Source organism: Emticicia sp. CRIBPO (assembly GCF_009905725.1).
GTDB lineage: Bacteria > Bacteroidota > Bacteroidia > Cytophagales > Spirosomataceae > Leadbetterella.
On sequence record NZ_JAAAKV010000016.1, the window covers coordinates 17,483 to 34,784 of the forward strand.

Sequence of the window (17,302 nt, forward strand, 5' to 3'; positions counted from 1 at the left end):
GGCTAGGGACGGGATTCCGCCTGACCCGAAATAAATCTCCCGATTTGATTTTCAACAGGCTCTTTTAACCGTGCCTTCGGGTCTTTGTGGCAAGAAATAAATGACACAATAATCGAAAAAAAAATATGCCGCCCCGAGGGGGCTGAGATGCAATAGGTCATCAGAGTCCGAACGGACAGATTAAAACGGCCTGAACCAACAGACAAAAACCAATCCGGCCGGTGCAGAGGTGCCGTTCAGAACGGGAAAGGGGCTGACCCTGGCACACAAGTTTGTACATTTAAATCCCTATTCTATTTATTTACAGGGCTTTCGGGTAAAAATAGTGAGATAATTGATTTAATTTGTGACTTTTATGGCTTGTGATAGTCAAAATATCAGATTAGATATGCAAAATATTCTCACAAACTACTATTCGAAATAATGAAGTCTATATTGATTGCCGACGACCACGTATTGGTCCGCAAAGGACTGGCCATGCTGGTTAAGGATGTTTTTTTCTCTAACTGCAAGATCGACTTCGCCGACAACGGCGAGGAAGTTCTCTCGAAACTAAAAACCGGGACTGTGGATATGCTCATCACAGACATCAACATGCCGGACACCAACAGCCTCGAAATGGTCACGCAAGCCATTGCCCTTGTTCCCAAGCTCAGAATCCTCATCGTTAGTGTTAACCCTGAAAATATATTCGGCCCGCGGTTTCTTAAGGCCGGTGCCCACGGGTACATCTGCAAAACCGCCAGCGACGAAGAAACCTCTGAAGCCATCCGATCGGTAGGCTCAGGTAAAAGATACATTACGGATGAGCTCTCCAGGCATTTCGCTGAAATATTCCTCAACGGCAGTCCCGACAACCCGTTTGACGCCCTCTCAAAACGCGAATTTGAAGTCACCACATTGCTGCTGAAAGGCTACGGAGCCCTGGAAATCGCCAATACACTTTCTATCAACCATTCCACGGCGAGTTCTTACAAGTTCAGGGTGTTTGAAAAACTGGGCATTAAGAATGTGCTGGAGCTGGACCGCCTGGCTAAGCAATTCTATATCATTGAGGGCTGATGAGCCTGACCGTAAATACGCTGCCCTGGTCCGGAACAGACTGAATGTCAAGCTCTGCCTGTATTTCTTTCAGCATCTGAAGCACAAGCAAGCTACCGGTCCCTTCCGTACCGATGTTACGGGTCTCGTCCAGAAAATTCCTGATGTTTTCTTCCGACATGCCTTTTCCGGTATCGGTAACAGAAAAGATCAGGCTTTCGCCTTCTGAGCGGGCCTTCAGGTGAATGAGCCCGTTCCGGGTATTTTTATTGGCATTGTCAATCAGGTTTCGCAGGATAAACCCGAGAATCTGGTAGTCGGAATAACAGTTCAGTCCGGCATCTTCCGTCATCATGTGGTTTTCGCGACTGTGGAGTATTTCCCCATACAGCTCTTCCAATTCCGAAAAGAGTTCTTTTACCGTAAACCGGGTCTTTTTCACCACAAAACTATCACTCTGGCTCAGTGCCCAGGTAAAGAAGTCTTTCGTGAATATCTCCAGGGCCTTGCTGCCCAGCCTGAGGTCTGAGAGGCCCGAAACGAGTTCTTCTCTTGTGATCGTGTCTGCCTTTTTGGCGATGGAATTGCTGATCGAATTGATAAAACGGATGGGCGACCGCAGGTCATGCAACACCATCGTGATGATCTTGTCTTTTGACTGGTTACTTTTCAGCAGGGCCATTTCTGATTGTTCGAGGTTCTCCACGGCCTTGTTGAGTTCACTGGTGCGTCGCTCCACCCTCTTTTCAAGTATCTTTGACCTTTCCTTTAAAGACTTTTCCCTGTACAATATGATCAGGTATCCCGCCAGGCCCAATAACAAAAGCGTGAGGCCGTAAAACCACCACGTGTTATAAAACCAGGGTTGTATACTGACGGGAACCCTCAGTATCTGCGAGTCCCGGTTATAAAGCCCCTGACCTTTTCTCACCTGCAGTTCGTATTGGCCCGATGGCAAACCATTGAAGGTGATCACGCCGTTTTCAGGTACGAGAATCCAACCCGGGGTGAGCCCTTCAAAGTGGTATTCGAGGCTCAGGTTTTCGGCATTCCCGAAGTAAGGACTCGACACCATAAAAGAAAGGGACCTGAAATCAGGCGGCACGATGAACTTCTCCGATTTACGGAGTTCACGGCCATTCATAGTGACCATGTCCAGGTAGATATTCCTGTCCGGATACCTGATGACTGTCCTACGCGGGTAAAACCATACGAGGCCGTTCATCGACGGCAACGACAGCAGGCTGTCTTTGAGCCAGACAAACGACGGATCACAGCCCCCGTTAAATTCATTGGTCCTCAGGCCGTTTTCCTTACTCATCCGGTAAAAATAAACGTCACTGATTTTACCGTGGGCATAATCAACGAGGTCCTGTTTCCTGACTTTAAAGAGGCCGCTGTTGGATGGCAGCCAGAAGTACCCCAGGCCATCGTCAATAAAAGCATGTACGGTTTTCAGGGCGTGCTTAGGACCGAACGGCATAGGATATACCTTATCCTTTTCGTACATATAAAACCCCTTGCCATAGCTGGCTATCCAGATCCTGTTGTCTTTGTCGGTCATGGTGGTCCTGACAAAACAGGAGTCGAGCACAGAGCGGTATATCTTGTTGGTGCTGAGGTTATACCACTTCAGCCCCGCTTCTGTGGACAGTAAAAAGTCATCTTCCCCGATCTTCCTGCCGCTTGCCAGGAAGACATTGGGCGGGAGGGTCTTCAAAACACTGACCGTATCTTTTCTCAGGATCCCCAAGACCCTCCTCGAACAAAAAACGACCGAAGAATCAGCCCCGCCCGAAAAAACCGACCTGAGACGGTTGGTCAGGTTCAAAATAACAGACGAACGTCCGGTTTTAAAATCATATTTTTTTAACTGATAATGTCGCTCATAATACATCTCCTGCCCGGGTGTGGCGTAAAAAGTCACGCCGTCGGTCGTTTCCAGGGGAATGTGCCTGGCAGGCCCGGTAGCAGACAAGAGGGCGTCTTTGATAAATACCTGGCTCTCCCCCACCCTGGCCTGGGCGTAAAAGTTCTGTCCTTTTACTTCCTGCGGAATGGAAGGGTAAGTGAAGATGGAGCGTTGAACCACATACAGCCCTTCTGTATAGGACCCGAAGAAATATTTGTCCTGCTGCGGTACATAGTAAATGGAGATCGGGGCGTCTATTTTCAGGTCCGTCAGCACCAGCACGCTGCTCAGCCTGCCTTTTGTGACAAAAATCCTGTAGAGGTTATTACCTGCATAAATAAAAGTGCCGTTTTCGCACCACAGGGTTTTCATCTTACCCTTCAGATAATCCGCATTCTTTTCAATATCCCCGGTAATCTTCGTGAGGCTATCCTGAAACACCGTCCCTTTCCAGACTTTGGTCTGATTGCCGGGCCTGAGCACCATAAAATATTCATCACCCAGCAGGCTTGTATGACTGTCAGGTCTTCTCTCATAACCCGCCAAAGGAACAGCCTTAAGCAGGTCACGGTTAAAATAGTAGAGTTCCTCGTCACTATATGTGTATATTCCCCCGCTTCTGGTCACACCGTACAACAGCGTTTTGGTGATCGGAAAACTACTCAAAAACTTGTCGAATGCCTTTATTTTTGTTCCTCCCATCACCGCATAACCGTCATGCCCGAGCCTGACGCCATAGTCATCGGACACGTGGGGGGCTAAAAAAGAGCCCTGGCCTTGTTCGGATACAGTAATAACCTGACCTCCCTCCGCCCTGGCATACACGCTTCCTTGTATCCCTTTGGCGACCACTTTCATCCTGTCTGAACTGAGTCCTTTGATTTGCCCTGTGCCGTAGACTTTAAACTGCCTGCCGTCAAAACGCACCAGGCCCATTTCTGTCATAAGCCAGCAATAGCCCGCTTTGTCAAATCCGATGTCTTTTACACTGCTCTGCGGCAGGCCGTTGTCGGTGGTATAATGGGCCACGGAATATTGCGGCTTCCCTGTCTGAGCATACAGGAAATCCGGATGAATAAAATTGAATATGATGGTTAAGAACCAAAAAATCCGTTTCATCATGTCTGCCAACCTTCTCTATAATTAATACACACCCTGTAGCCCCCTCCCTACTTTGATGTGAAACCTAACCCCTTTTTTTTCTTAAAGGTAATATTTACCTTTGAATTTGAAACTAAAGATGATCCTGTTTTCTATCCCCTTATTTTCAGGTTATTTACACCACTTCTGCAGGACCTGGCAAACCGCCTCCTGAAAGCCCTCAAAACCTCACTTAAACAAAAGATAATCAGCGACTTAAGACAGGTGGCGATTTTGCTACAACCGTGTGGCTTCATTGCTGTTTTTTATGTGGCACAGCCTTACCAACTTTGCATATCGAAAGGAGATAACAAACGCCTGACGTACAAGACAGTACTTTAACTAAAAACGATAAAAGTGAATTTAACCATCGGACCGGTAGAGCCCTGGGAATAAAACGACTCCTGCCCGGGCACCCCTGTCTGAATATTATCAAACCAAAAGACCCCATTAACATCATTACCCCGGATCATCCGGACTGAGAATTTCAGATTTCCAGTTTTAGCGTTGCAGGTTTAAATAATACCTGATGCAGACCCGGCCACACCACATCCCCTTTGGCCTATTGGGGTTATAAACGAGGTGTCGTCAGCTTTATTTACCTGCAACCTCAACTGGGCAATGAAAAAGAATCAAAAAGACCCATCCCTACTCATAAAACACTATCCACCGGTCAAAGAAGTCAGCATAATGCTTTTAAATCCAATCATGAAAGGCCTGAATCAGGCCTGACGGGTCCCCGGAGTAATCCGGGGGCTTTTTTATTTCGAAGGAGAATGGAGAAAGGTAGAACGGAGAAAGGGGCTTTGTTTTTGTCCGGCTATAGTCGAAGGAGGCAGTTTTTCTCTTTCTTCCCTTTTCTGTGATGTCCTTTCTCCCCTTCCGACGTCACCGCCAGGCCGGGCAGGCATTTTCCCTGTCCGACGTGGCCATCAGGACATGACAGGCTTTCTCCCCGTCCGGCGTCACCGCCAGGCCGGGCAGGCATTTTCCCCGTCCGACGTGGCCATCAGGCCGGGCGGGCTTTCTCCTTTCTCTCTTTTTACTTTTTCCTTTGTCCCTTTTCCTTTAAATTCACCAATTCTAATAATTAAAATATCATGACCTTCACCAAAACAATCATCATTAATGCCACGGCGTCGCGGGTCTGGAGGGTGCTTACGGAGCCGGAGCTGATGGTGCGGTGGATGTCTGATGCGGACATCAGTGTTGATTCTGACTGGCAGGTTGGGGGCCCGATCAGCGTCAGGAGTGCGGTCAACGGGGAGCATGAGTATAAGGGGTTTATCCTTCAATGGGTGCCTGAGCGGGTGTTTCAGTACAGTTCATGGAGCGAGATCATGCGGCTGCCGGACAGCCCGGAGCATTATGCGGTGATTACTTTTGAGCTCAGTGAGCAGGAAGGTCATACCTCGCTTACCATCACGCACAGTAACCTGGTGTCGGCGGCCTCCACAGAGCATGTACAGTTTTACTGGAACGGGGCGGCTCCTGTTTTGAAGCGGCTGGCGGAGGGGTAAGGATTCTTTGTACGCTTTTGGGACTCGTGGATCACCATGAAGGCATTAAGAGCATTAAGGAAGCCATGAAGGATAGAGAACCGGCCGGGCTTTTTCTGCTCCTTAATTTTTCCCCTCTCCGGTCAGAGACCGGGGGGCGTCGACCGGGCGTCTCCTCCTTACGTCCGGAGATGCTGGCAAGCGGGCGGCGGGTTTTCCATATTTATGCGTGCGGTCGCCATATTTGTCCGTGCGATTACTACATCTGTCCGTGCGGTTGCTATATCTGTGCGTGCGGTTACTATATCTATGCGTGCGGTTACTATATCTATGCGTGCGGTCGCTATATCTATGCGTGCGGTTACCATATCTGTCCGTGCGGTCGCTATAACTGTGCGTGCGGTTACCATATCTGTCCGTGCGGTTGCTATATCTGTCCGTGCGGTCGCTATATCTATGCGTGCGGTTGCTATATCTATGCGTGCGGTTACTATATCTATGCGTGCGGTCGCTATATCTATGCGTGCGGTCGCTATATCTATGCGTGCGGTTACTATATCTGTCCGTGCGGTTGCTATATCTGTGCGTGCGGTTACTATATCAGTCCGTGTGGTCGCTATATCTATGCGTGCGGTTACTATATCTGTCCGTGCGGTTGCTATAACTGTGCGTGCGGTTGCTGTATCTGTCCGTGCGGTCAACAGACCGGGGGTGAATGGAGGCTCAAAAGGGAAGTAAGGGGGAGTGTATAAAGAACTGTGTCAAATCCGGCTTTAGCGGGCCTTCGGGGCATAGGACACCTGACCCTGAAAAGTGAAAGGGAGGTTTCAGGCCGGGGGCCTGAAACCTCTGTTGATTAATCTGCGTTTCTGAATTTTAGTTTTTTAACCCGGAGATACTGCGAGGTGTCTGTTCCGAAAGCGGTCTTCAGATAATCTTTTACATCCAGTGCCACGGGCACCATCCCGGTGCCGGGTGCGTAAAGGATCCCGTCTCTGCGGGCCCGGCAGCTTTCCCATTCGGTGTAAGCCTGGTTGATGGCCCCATGGGAGGCTTTCAGCATGGCGAGGTGGGCTTCCAAACCCTCCGTTTTGAGATGAGGTTCATTGGGTTGGTAGGTCGGCTGGCTTTTGACGAGCTCCACAAGGCCCGCAAACTCGGCGATACGTTCGTCAAAACCCTGTTTAGAGCTTGATACTACTTTAGTTTCAGAAGTCGGGCGGGTGCCTTGCACGCGGTGGTTGATGGTCCGGGCGGCTTCGTTGATCTGGTTTGAAATTCCCTCCGATACTTTCAAGGCATTGACGACCTTCGTGCTGAGGCCTTTGAGACTCTTAAAGGCCTCGATGCGGCCATCCACGGCGTTGTCATAAGCGATTTCCTTTGCTTTGCAGTCGTTCATACAGCTTGTGGCGGATTCAAGTACGCTGCGGAGGTTGTCAAAGCTAAGGCTTTTCTTTGAGGGTTGGTAGGCAGAGCCGTAGTCTGCACAGAAAGTTACGAGGGATTCAAACGATGAAACGTTTTTGACATGACCGGAATTGGGTTCGTTTGCCATTTGTTTGTTTGTATTTAGTTGAGTAAAAAATATAAGAATTCTATTCAAGTGTGCAGGCTCACCCCTACTCCATTAAGTGAGGGAAGTGAATCTAGTGTGGATAAACGGGGGGAGGGGATTTGAAATTGTGGGGTGAAAGGAGAATAATTTCAGAAAAACTAAAAATCTATCAATGTCGTATATATATTTACACGATTATATTTACCTTACCATGAAACCTAGAACCGCTTACATAATAATTATAGTATCTTTATCTATCTGTGTAATCATACTAATTTCTTTGTTATTGTTTTCATCAAGAGATTGGGAAATTGCATTTAAGCAACCCATAAATTTTGAAGCAACTGGACAATTCGGTGACTATTTCGGTGGTGTCATCGGAACATTAATTTCATTAGCGGCTTTAATCTTTCTTTTTATTAATTTAATAGAACAGAGAGCATCTTTTAAAAAGGAACGTTTCGAAACTCGATATTTTGAAATGATAAAATTTCATAAAGAAAACGTATCGGATCTTGTCTTTACTACAAAAGACCGGAATCAAAAAGGAAAGGAAGAACTTATAATTCGAAATGAAGGTAAGAAAGTATTTAAAGTAATTGACTTCGATTTTATTGAGCTTTTTAAAGAACTATCTCCACTATTTAAAAAATACGAAGAAGAAGAAATATATGTTGTCAGCTATTTGAAAGACTTGAAGGAAAACAGTCAACTAAAAGAAAGAAAAATTAACTTCAAAAATTATGCAAAAATAGATATAGTATTTAGCATTTTACTTACTGGTTTAAGTAGTCAAGATAGAGATACACTTAGTAAAGTTTTTGATGGCAGATATAAACCTAATCTCTATGAAACTGCTATTGCCCTGGCAGCATTAAAGCCTAAAAAGGAGTCATTTTTTTGGAGAGATTGGAAAAGCAAATCGAAAGAGTTCCTTGATCACCTAACTAAAGAAAGTATAGATGAAGTAAATATTTATTCAGAAGAAGATTTCGAAGCCTTTACAGCAAAAATCTATCGTAAACTATTCGATTCAATTTACCAATCAACAATTAAATTCGACAAATATTATGGAGGTCATCAATTTAGACTTGGTCATTATTTCAGGAATATTTTTCAGACTTTAAACTATATAAACGATAACAGTGACCTAAGCCATGAAGAAAAGCAAGAAAACATTAACCTTCTCAAAGCTCAACTTTCAACATTTGAGCAAAAGTTAATTTTCTATTACAGCGTCTCGTTTTACGGTAGAAAGTGGGAACTAGAGATGCCTAAAGAGCCTTCAAAAGAAACTGAACCAAGCAAAAGACTAATTACTTTATATGATTTCCTTGAAAATATTCCCAATGATGTAATCTTCAAAGATGAAATTATTGTCTCACATTATTATCCTGAAATGAACTTAGAAAACAAAGCCGAAATTGAGGAAAATATTTCTGGCTCCAAAATTGCGTAGCCATAATATATCCAAATTGGTTATAGCTCCAATTTTATAGTTCTTCCACACTGAAAATAACATTATCAATACAGGTGAAAGATTTATAAATATGTTTGAAATTGGCCGTGAATATGATCGAAAGGAGTTACTGAATTTTGTCGGAAGTAAACAAATACAATCTGGTATTATTTGGGGAAATCGAGAGCCCAATTGTGTTATCATTACATCCGGGGGAGAACATGGAATAAACTCAGGATACGTCGACACGAAAAATGATGACGGATCATGGGATTATACAGGTCAAGGTTCTAAAGGAGATCAAAAAACTGATAAGGCAGCTAATGCCATAATAATCAACGGACAGAAAGATATTTTAATATTTGAAGCCCGAACACCAAAAAGTAAAGAGATCAAAGAAAGAGGCGGAAGAGGAAAACTATACCGATTTGAAGGTATATTCAGCCTTAGTTTTTATGAATTTTACGTTCCAAAAGATGGAATAAGAAAAAATGATAGGTTGTTGAGGTTTCATCTCACCCCTGCGAAAAATGTTTATGAAGATGGAATCATACCGTTAGTAGTAGCTGATAGGGTAACCTCTCTAGAGAGTCTTCAACAAAAGATTTTAACCGCCGTTAATGAACAAAAACAAGGGAAAAGATTAAGCGTAGTCGAATATAGGACGAGAATTAAGTATGTGAAGGATTATGCACTTGCTAGGGCCAAAGGATTTTGTGAATTATGTAAAAAAGAGGCTCCGTTTAAATCTAAAGAAGCCGTTCCTTTTTTAGAAGTGCATCATATCTTGCGTTTAGCTGACGACGGCGTTGATCTCCCTGAGAATGTTGCTGCTATTTGCCCAAATTGTCATCGAGAGGCACATTTCGGTCAAAGGAGGGAGGAAATCCAAATTGAACTAAAGGCTATTATTGGTAGAAAAGTAAGAATAAATGACCTTCCTTAAATGACTACAGAAACTTTTTCAAATATCAGTAAGATCATTGAGCGAGATAGTAAATTTACTACTTACAAATTTGCTTTGCTGAGGGGAGTAATAGACATTATACAAGACAACTCTCCTTACATAGTAGTAAAAGAAAATGAAGTTGAAATTCCTTTGGGATTGCTCATTGAAAAATGGTTGATTTACTATTACCCACTTTTTGAAAGTGAGCTTTATATCCCGCAAATCAATGGTAAAAACTCCCGAAATGCATTTCATGAACAGCTTAAGCAAATTATCGAATTTTATAAACTTCGTGGCGGTATTTCAGTTTTTTACAATGAAATCAGGACTAAGAACATCAGTTTTGAAATTAATCAGCATTTTTTCATTCTTACCAGAAAGATCAAAGACACGATCACTCAAATGCCGATGAGATATATCGGTGGGAGTATTTCAGAAGGTGAATATCCTATTTTTAAGTATCGTGCAGGTAAGCCCGTCAGAAATACGACACAACAAAATTTGCACTGGATGATAAAAAGCTTCGGATACTTCACTATTCCCAAAGAATACTATGAAGCGTTCAAAATATTGGGAGGCTTTCTCGCCGGAAGAGACAATATCTTATTTAAATGGGCGGAGTTCTCTGTCGGTGCTAGTAAAATTAGTGCCCGTAAACAAAAACTTTCAACAGAAAAGGCCCTTCATGAAATGCTAAAAGGTCCTATCACCGAAAGAGAAATATCAAACTCAAAAAGCCATTATAAAGACCTTATCAAAAGTAATGGACAGGTGCATTGTGTATGGACAGGGGAAACTATATCCAAATACGATATAGACCACATCATACCCTTTTCGATATTCAAAAACAACGATCTATGGAATCTATTACCGGCTAAACCAGCTATTAATAATAGAAAAAGGGACAAAATTCCTTCTCCAGAAGCTTTGAATAGAGCTAAAGACCTTATTATCCATTATTGGGAATTAATCTGTCTAAAACAGCAAGATACTTTCTTAGATCAGGTTCAGATTTCCTTGTTAGGCAACTTACCAAAAGACAATTGGCAGATTGATTCTTTTGAACAGTTAGTTAATACTTCTAAATATTTGATTGGGGTTAGGGGGTATGAGGGATGGAGAATTTAATAAAATATTAATATCATATATGCAATTAATTATAAAAATTGTATTATTGCAAAAGACTTTCTATGTATTTAAACAATAGATGCTACCTTTTAATATTAAATACCTTCCACAAGTATTATTTCGAAAGATATCCAAGAGTGAAGAGTAAATTTCTATAAGGTAAATCAACTCAAAAGTATGCTTATATAGCTTTCATACATCAATGGAAAAAATTGAACTAGAAAAAATCTATAAGACCTATGGTTTTGAGGTAGACAACTCAAACATTAACGTCCCGGTATTTTTGTATAAAAAAGGAAGATATTTTGGAGCAGATATTATTCCGTTAAAAAATGACCCTGAAACTATTTCCAATGCTGAAAACATAAAAAATATCTATTCAGAGGCTGGGTTTGCAACTACAATAAAAAACTTAACATGCCTTGAAGAAGCAGAAAATGAGTTATTCAAAAGCTTCTTTTCTTACGACGCTACCCTTGAAAGGTTGAGAAAAAAACACAAGGAATTTGAAAAAAAACAAACACATAACCTATTCGGTAATCAGTATAAGTACATCACATGTCCATATGAAATTTATGAAAATGAGCCCAGCGGAAATAGTTTTATATCCAATATCCTTTACAATATCCTAAATTTTCAAGGTCCTCATTTAACGATAATTGAAGCTGCAGCGGGGTACGGAAAAACAAGTACTGCTTTTGAATTATTGAGAGAGATGGTTAAAGATAATTCTATGAATAAAATTCCAATCATCACAGAATTATCAAGAAATCGCGATGCTAAAATATTTAGATATATTCTTCTAGATGAAATTGATAACGAATTTCAAACCTTAAATTCAAATCTTGTTATCAAGGAAATTAATGAAGGGAGGATACCTGTAATAATTGACGGATTCGATGAACTTCTTTCCAAAATTAGTCTAGATTCCGATATCTCTAACCTTGAAGAAGTAGAACCAATGCTAAACACTATTGGCAATCTTCTTCAAAAGAACGCCAAAATAATTCTAACAACCAGAAAAACGGCAATCTTTAATGGACCTGAATTTGACAAATGGAAAAGTCGATGGAAAAATTCCTTCGAGGTCTTAAGAATCTCAATTAAAGAACCCAGAATAATCGACTGGCTAGGCGAAGAGAGATGTGAACTTTTAGAAAAACATAACATACATTTAGACGCTATTTCTAATCCTGTAATACTTTCCTTCTTAAAAAATATCAGTCTAAAAGATTTCGAAAATGAAATATCTAGCAGTGAGAATTTAGTAAACAATTACTTCGAAAAAATGCTAGAAAGGGAAAGGGAACGTCAAAATTTATTAATGACTCCTCAAAATCAATTCGAAGTTTTCAAAAATGTAGTTAAGCTCCTAATTGAGCTCGATACAAAACTCGAAAGTAAGGAATTCTTCAAGGAAATGATTAAGGAACAAAATTCAAAACTACTTGAACAAATCAGACTCTTATATCTTGAAAAACCGACATTGGAAAGTTTAGTTGATACGCTGGCAACTCACGCTCTACTTGATAGAAAAGGAAGAGAAGGAAATGAAATTGGATTTATAAATGATTTTGTTTTCGGTATTTTCATAGGAGAAATAATTATAGAACAGGGGTTAATTAATGACTCTCTATGTCCATCAGTCTACATGATTGAGTTAGCCGTGACAGCATTCAAGGTTCACAGCCCACTTATGAAAAATGAACTGTGGAGTAGAATTCAAGAAGTTGAAGGCAAGTTTACGTTATATTCTCTTTTTAATTTTGATTTGATTCTTCAAAATTCTCTTAAAAGAGATTATAATAGTCTCGATGTAAAAGAAACAACATTCTACAACGTGCGATTCGAGGGCTTTAGGATCGAGGACACGGTTTTCATTAACTGTATTTTTAAAAAGTGTCTTTTCAACAATGAAATTTTTAAAAATGTGACTTTCATAAACTGCGAATTTAATGCGTGCAATACGTCGGAAGACTTTCTAGACCGATTTTATGTCAATGCTAATGTCATTGGTTGCCGAGAAATTAATAGTAATATCTTAATTGAAACTGTATATCAAGATGACTTTGTGCAAGATGATAACATAGAAACACAACTTATCATCTTACAATATATGTGGAACTTTGCTCAATTAAAGAAACATTTAATAAGTGGTTTGATAAGAATGATAGATGGAAAATCTGTCAAAGCTATCACCAATTCGATAAATGAGTTAGTTTTAAAGAACTTGATATCTGTTAGAGGCAATCACATTGAGTTTAATATGAATAAAATTAATGAAATTAGAAATCTTGTAAATGATTATGAGAGACAGTAGTAATATGGGGCTTGATCGTCTAGCAAAAAACGTTTGTGAAATTATAGAAGACGATCTATTAAAAATTGGGATTTTTCATCGGATCTTCCAAAGGTGTAAAACGAATTCCTCTGTTCGAAAGAAAATAAATTTTAAAAAATATGAAAGCACGGGAAAATTGCTGCAGGATATAATTGGAATCAGAATCGTCTTCTATTTTTCTGATGATTTAGATTTTTTTTATTCCTTTCTTAAAAATAAGCATGAGAGATACTATCTTGATGAAATGGTAGATGAAAAAACTACGACAGAATTTAAACCTCAGAGAACAAACTTAGTGTTTAGAATACCGGACGAGTTTATTTCAGAATTTAGAGAACTAATCCCAAACAAATTGATTGATTCAACTTTTGAAGTTCAGTTAAGAACAGTATTCTCTGAAGGATGGCATGAGATAGACCATGATCTGAGATATAAATTCCCCGGACACTGGGATAATCAAATCAATATGTCACGTACTTTCAACGGGATATTAGCTGCTTTAGAAACAAAGGATTGGTCGATAATTTCACTATTTAATCAATTGTCATATGATCACTATAAAAGTCAAAGTATTGATGCAATGATAAGGACAAAATTTAGACTGAGATTTTCGGGAGATGAAGATCTGAGACCTGAAATACGTCAAGTAATCAGTCAGAGTCCACAACTTTTTAAAAATATTTTCAAGCTCGAAAGAGAAGATTTTCTAAATAAAATAGCATATCAAGCTCAAAGATTTCCACTTACAATTAACAACTTGGTTCTTTTCTTAAATCATAAATTCTTAAAAGACGAGAGCTTAGATGTTCATACACCTAAAGTACTTTTCAAGTAATTGTATTAATCCATTTCCTATTATACTGAACTAAGAATTATGATCATCAATAAACGCATCAAAATATATTGTACATATTTAATTCACTATCTATTTCTAAAATGTAAAGTAATTAACAATTATTTATGGCAAATTATTGGAACAGAAATAGCATCCCCCACAAAGGGTGGACTTTGATAGATGTAATTGATATTCGCGAAGAAGGTCAAAAAGAATCGGAGACCGAATATGAAACCTGCATGATGTGCGGAAACGAAAAAATCCGGTACGTTCATATCGTAGAAAATGAAGAAGTTGGTGAAGTGTTTAGGGTTGGATTTAACTATAGCAGAAAAATGACCGAAGATTATGCAAACCTGGAAGGCGTGAGCAAGAGTTAAAAAATCGAGCAAGAAAATTATCCAATCGGAGTAAAAAGCAATAGAAAACAAGCCAAAATGACAACACTTTTTTAACTAAAAAAGGTTGTCTTTTACTAATTTATAGAGATAAGGAAACAAATAAAGATAAGAGATAAATTACTAAAAATGCCCTTTTGAAGATATAGAAGCAGCAAAAAATGGTATGTTCAAAAGAGCAGAAATTTCAAAGAGTAATGGAGAATGGTAAACTTCAAACAACAAAGTCATGCTAAAAGTAATCGAAATTAGAAATATTAAAGGAATTGATCTAAAAAGATTTGAGCTAGATATCCATCCCAACAAACCAAGTATTTTGGTAGCCCCTAACGGTTTTGGTAAAAGTTCATTAGCAACAGCTTTTAATTCGATGAATAATAACAGAATTATGTTAAATGAAGACGATTACTATAAAGAAGATCCGTTAAATGAACCAAAGATCAGCATAGAATATTTAAGGGCTGATGGTACAAGTTCTCAACTTGAAGCAACAAATTCGAGTAACACAATAAGTAGTGAAATTGATTACTTTGTAATCAATAATCAGACAAAACCAAAAGGAAACGCTTCAACTTTTGGTGGTTTTGCGAATGCTAAGGCTACATTAGTAATTGAAGATGTTGTATTGATTGACCGCATTCCTGCAAATACTTCATTTAGTTATTCTTTTAGAAATATTCAAACTCAATTCGGTCAAAATTCAAAAGTACTCCCAAACTTAAAGGCTCAATTAACAAACTTAAAGTTAATCGAAGGGTTAAGTCAACTATACTCTTCGTTAGAAAAAGCAAATAGAGTTAGAATTCAGGAAAAAATTAATACAATTATTGAAGACATTAACAATCAAAATGGAACAGAAACAGCATTAATTGATTGGATAACAGCAAATCGATTATCAGATTTAAAACAAATTGACCACTTAAAGGAAATTGGCAATTTTATTAGTCAACTTGACATTGGGTATAATTCAGAAACAAAAAGTTATTTAGCTGCTATTCAGCTCATTTGGCTTTACAATCAAGACGCTGGGAATTTCAAGAATGCGTGCATTTACCGAAACTACCTTCTAGATAAGGAGAGGTTTGATTCCACACTCACTACATTTAACTCTACTTGGAAAAATATCCGATCAAGTGAAACGGGAGGAAAACTTATAGTCAGATTCCCAAAAGCAATTCAAATTTCCAATGGACAGAGAGACATTTTAACTTTTATATCAATGCTTTTTAAGGCAAAAAGGAAATTACGAAAACCTACAAACATTCTTATAATAGATGAGGTTTTTGATTATTTAGATGATGCAAATTTAATAGCAGCACAATACTATATTACAACTTTCATTAAGGAATTCGATTCTTCAGGAAGAAAAATTTATCCCCTAATTCTAACCCATTTAAACCCTAACTACTTTAAGAATTTCGCATTTAGCAACCAAAAAGTATATTACCTTGATAAATCTATCATTCAAGTAAATAATAACATCGTAAGATTATTACGAAAACGTGAAGATCCAACAATTAAGGACGATGTTGCAAAATATTTGTTACACTATAACAATGAAAACATAAATAAAAGAGCCGAATTCAGGACCTTGGGAATTCCAGAATTATGGGGAGAGGGAGAAAATTTTAATATTTTTTTACAAACAGAGGTAAGAAATTATTTAGATGGTAGAGTATACTGCCCTTTTTCTGTTTGCGGAGCACTAAGAGTCAAAATTGAAGAAATAGCCTTTAATAAATTACAAAGTGCCGAATCAAAGACTACATTTCTTGAAACCAAGAAAACTAGAAACAAATTGGAAAAGGTAGAAGATATGGGATTTATTTCTCCAGAATCACATTATTTACTCGGAATTATTTACAATGAAGGAATGCATTGGAAAGAAAATCATGACAATGTTTCTCCAGTAGCATCCAAATTGGAAAACTTAACAATTAAGAAATTAATACAAGATATTTTCATTTAACAATAACTATCGAGTATCGATAAATTAGAAAAAAATCACCTCCCCCCCAACATCCTCTCCAACAAAGCAATCTGCTCATCTTTCACTTTAATCACTTCGGCGTTAAGACGTTTGATTTCTTCGAAGGCTTCTATTAGTTTGTCAAGAGGATTAAAGGTAGGTTGGTTATTGAAAAAGGCAGGTTGCTGACAGTTTTCGAAAGATGCGGTATTAGAAATAAAGTTAATCGCCTGCTCCTCATCAAAGTTCCTGAAGGCCTCTACCGGTATTTTGAGTACGTCGGCGACTTGCTTCATGACGCGGTCGTCTACGGTTTCGCGTTGCTCAAGGATGGATACTTTCTTTTGGTTCCACTCGTCGCCCAGTTCGAAAGCCAGGGCTTCCTGTTTAATGCCGAGCATCTCACGGAAACGTTTGATGTTACGGCCTTCATGAATGCGGGAGGGTTTTGTTTTAGATTGCATGTTTTTATGTTGTTTTTTTTTGAACAAGGTATGAAATTGAATGCAATTTAGCAATTATCGAATTGAAATGTAGCTAGGTATTTTAGCATTTTGCTTTTCTTTTACTTCGCTTTCTTTCTTCTCGCCTTACTTTTTTTTCGAAAAAAAAGTAACAAAAAAAACATTAAAAATTCTAACTCACAAATCTGTAAATTATATACTAAATTTTTAAAATAGGGAATTTACAGCTTTGCTCAAACAGAGAATTTTTGGTTTGGATGGTTCATACTTAAGACATTATTTCTTTTATCGTCGATTAGCTTTCTGGCTGCTAATAGTTTCTTTCAACGCAAATACTTTTTCTCTGCCTTACTTTTTTTGAAAAAAAGTTACTGAGCGGCACTCCGTCGGGCGGCGATCCGCAGGATGGTTCTTTTCTGTTATTCTTTTTGCGTCGATTGGCTTCATGGCTTCTTAATGGTCTGAATTTCTTCATGGTTTTAATTCTGAGTGAAAGAATTGTGCCTTAGAGTCCTCGTGGCTATTTTCTTTTATCGTTGATAGGCTCAATTGTTTCATGGCTGTTTTGGACAATTTTCGAGACGCTGTAATTTCATTTCAGCAGGATGT

Annotated in this window: 12 protein-coding genes; 9 read left to right on the forward strand and 3 right to left on the reverse strand. The window is 39.4% G+C overall.

Annotation, left to right across the window (positions count from 1 at the left end; genetic code table 11):
- The first annotated feature begins 423 nt into the window (after positions 1-423).
- Positions 424-1,062: a response regulator transcription factor gene (locus tag GVN16_RS24230; RefSeq protein ID WP_205748981.1), complete on the forward strand. Its 639-nt coding sequence runs from the start codon at positions 424-426 to the stop codon at positions 1,060-1,062.
- Here the strand turns inward: GVN16_RS24230 and GVN16_RS24235 are convergent.
- Complete coding sequence (locus GVN16_RS24235) at positions 1,049-4,075, reverse strand: ATP-binding protein (RefSeq protein ID WP_166566556.1); 3,027 nt, start codon at positions 4,073-4,075, stop codon at positions 1,049-1,051. The genes GVN16_RS24230 and GVN16_RS24235 overlap by 14 nt on opposite strands.
- Positions 4,076-5,193: 1,118 nt before the next feature.
- Between GVN16_RS24235 and GVN16_RS24240 the strand changes: the two genes are divergently transcribed.
- Entirely contained in the window at positions 5,194-5,613 is a 420-nt protein-coding gene (locus GVN16_RS24240) for an SRPBCC domain-containing protein (RefSeq protein ID WP_166566557.1), read from the forward strand.
- Positions 5,614-6,448: 835 nt separating this feature from the next.
- On the opposite strand, the gene GVN16_RS24245 is transcribed toward GVN16_RS24240, so the two are convergent.
- Positions 6,449-7,150 carry a hypothetical protein gene (locus GVN16_RS24245; RefSeq protein WP_166566558.1) on the reverse strand — a complete coding sequence of 234 codons (702 nt, stop codon included), beginning with the start codon at positions 7,148-7,150 and terminating at the stop codon, positions 6,449-6,451.
- 286 nt (positions 7,151-7,436) lie between these two features.
- Between GVN16_RS24245 and GVN16_RS24250 the strand changes: the two genes are divergently transcribed.
- The 7 genes from GVN16_RS24250 to GVN16_RS24280 all read left to right on the forward strand — a co-directional run bounded on the left by GVN16_RS24250 (position 7,437) and on the right by GVN16_RS24280 (position 16,229).
- On the forward strand, positions 7,437-8,609 hold the full coding sequence (locus GVN16_RS24250; protein WP_166566559.1) for a putative phage abortive infection protein: 1,173 nt from the start codon (positions 7,437-7,439) through the stop codon (positions 8,607-8,609).
- Between the two features lie 91 nt (positions 8,610-8,700).
- Complete coding sequence (locus tag GVN16_RS24255) at positions 8,701-9,555, forward strand: HNH endonuclease signature motif containing protein (RefSeq protein WP_166566560.1); 855 nt, start codon at positions 8,701-8,703, stop codon at positions 9,553-9,555.
- Positions 9,556-10,686 carry an HNH endonuclease domain-containing protein gene (locus tag GVN16_RS24260; protein ID WP_166566561.1) on the forward strand — a complete coding sequence of 377 codons (1,131 nt, stop codon included), beginning with the start codon at positions 9,556-9,558 and terminating at the stop codon, positions 10,684-10,686.
- Between the two features lie 202 nt (positions 10,687-10,888).
- Complete coding sequence (locus GVN16_RS24265) at positions 10,889-13,006, forward strand: NACHT domain-containing NTPase (RefSeq protein WP_166566562.1); 2,118 nt, start codon at positions 10,889-10,891, stop codon at positions 13,004-13,006.
- Positions 12,993-13,862 carry a RelA/SpoT domain-containing protein gene (locus GVN16_RS24270; protein ID WP_166566563.1) on the forward strand — a complete coding sequence of 290 codons (870 nt, stop codon included), beginning with the start codon at positions 12,993-12,995 and terminating at the stop codon, positions 13,860-13,862. The genes GVN16_RS24265 and GVN16_RS24270 overlap by 14 nt, the downstream gene beginning before the upstream one ends.
- A 125-nt stretch (positions 13,863-13,987) precedes the next feature.
- Positions 13,988-14,242: a hypothetical protein gene (locus tag GVN16_RS24275; protein ID WP_166566564.1), complete on the forward strand. Its 255-nt coding sequence runs from the start codon at positions 13,988-13,990 to the stop codon at positions 14,240-14,242.
- Between the two features lie 247 nt (positions 14,243-14,489).
- Complete coding sequence (locus tag GVN16_RS24280) at positions 14,490-16,229, forward strand: hypothetical protein (RefSeq protein ID WP_166566565.1); 1,740 nt, start codon at positions 14,490-14,492, stop codon at positions 16,227-16,229.
- Between the two features lie 35 nt (positions 16,230-16,264).
- Here the strand turns inward: GVN16_RS24280 and GVN16_RS24285 are convergent, their stop codons facing one another.
- Positions 16,265-16,693 carry a helix-turn-helix transcriptional regulator gene (locus GVN16_RS24285; RefSeq protein ID WP_166566566.1) on the reverse strand — a complete coding sequence of 143 codons (429 nt, stop codon included), beginning with the start codon at positions 16,691-16,693 and terminating at the stop codon, positions 16,265-16,267.
- Between the last annotated feature and the right edge of the window lie 609 nt (positions 16,694-17,302).

Bases quoted from the DNA above. Each gene is read 5' to 3' on its own strand.
- GVN16_RS24230 (WP_205748981.1), top strand. From the start codon at position 424: ATGAAGTCTATATTGATTGCCGACGACCACGTATTGGTCCGCAAAGGA.
- GVN16_RS24235 (WP_166566556.1), bottom strand. From the start codon at position 4,075: ATGATGAAACGGATTTTTTGGTTCTTAACCATCATATTCAATTTTATT.
- GVN16_RS24240 (WP_166566557.1), top strand. From the start codon at position 5,194: ATGACCTTCACCAAAACAATCATCATTAATGCCACGGCGTCGCGGGTC.
- GVN16_RS24245 (WP_166566558.1), bottom strand. From the start codon at position 7,150: ATGGCAAACGAACCCAATTCCGGTCATGTCAAAAACGTTTCATCGTTT.
- GVN16_RS24255 (WP_166566560.1), top strand. From the start codon at position 8,701: ATGTTTGAAATTGGCCGTGAATATGATCGAAAGGAGTTACTGAATTTT.
- GVN16_RS24260 (WP_166566561.1), top strand. From the start codon at position 9,556: ATGACTACAGAAACTTTTTCAAATATCAGTAAGATCATTGAGCGAGAT.
- GVN16_RS24265 (WP_166566562.1), top strand. From the start codon at position 10,889: ATGGAAAAAATTGAACTAGAAAAAATCTATAAGACCTATGGTTTTGAG.
- GVN16_RS24270 (WP_166566563.1), top strand. From the start codon at position 12,993: ATGAGAGACAGTAGTAATATGGGGCTTGATCGTCTAGCAAAAAACGTT.
- GVN16_RS24275 (WP_166566564.1), top strand. From the start codon at position 13,988: ATGGCAAATTATTGGAACAGAAATAGCATCCCCCACAAAGGGTGGACT.
- GVN16_RS24280 (WP_166566565.1), top strand. From the start codon at position 14,490: ATGCTAAAAGTAATCGAAATTAGAAATATTAAAGGAATTGATCTAAAA.
- GVN16_RS24285 (WP_166566566.1), bottom strand. From the start codon at position 16,693: ATGCAATCTAAAACAAAACCCTCCCGCATTCATGAAGGCCGTAACATC.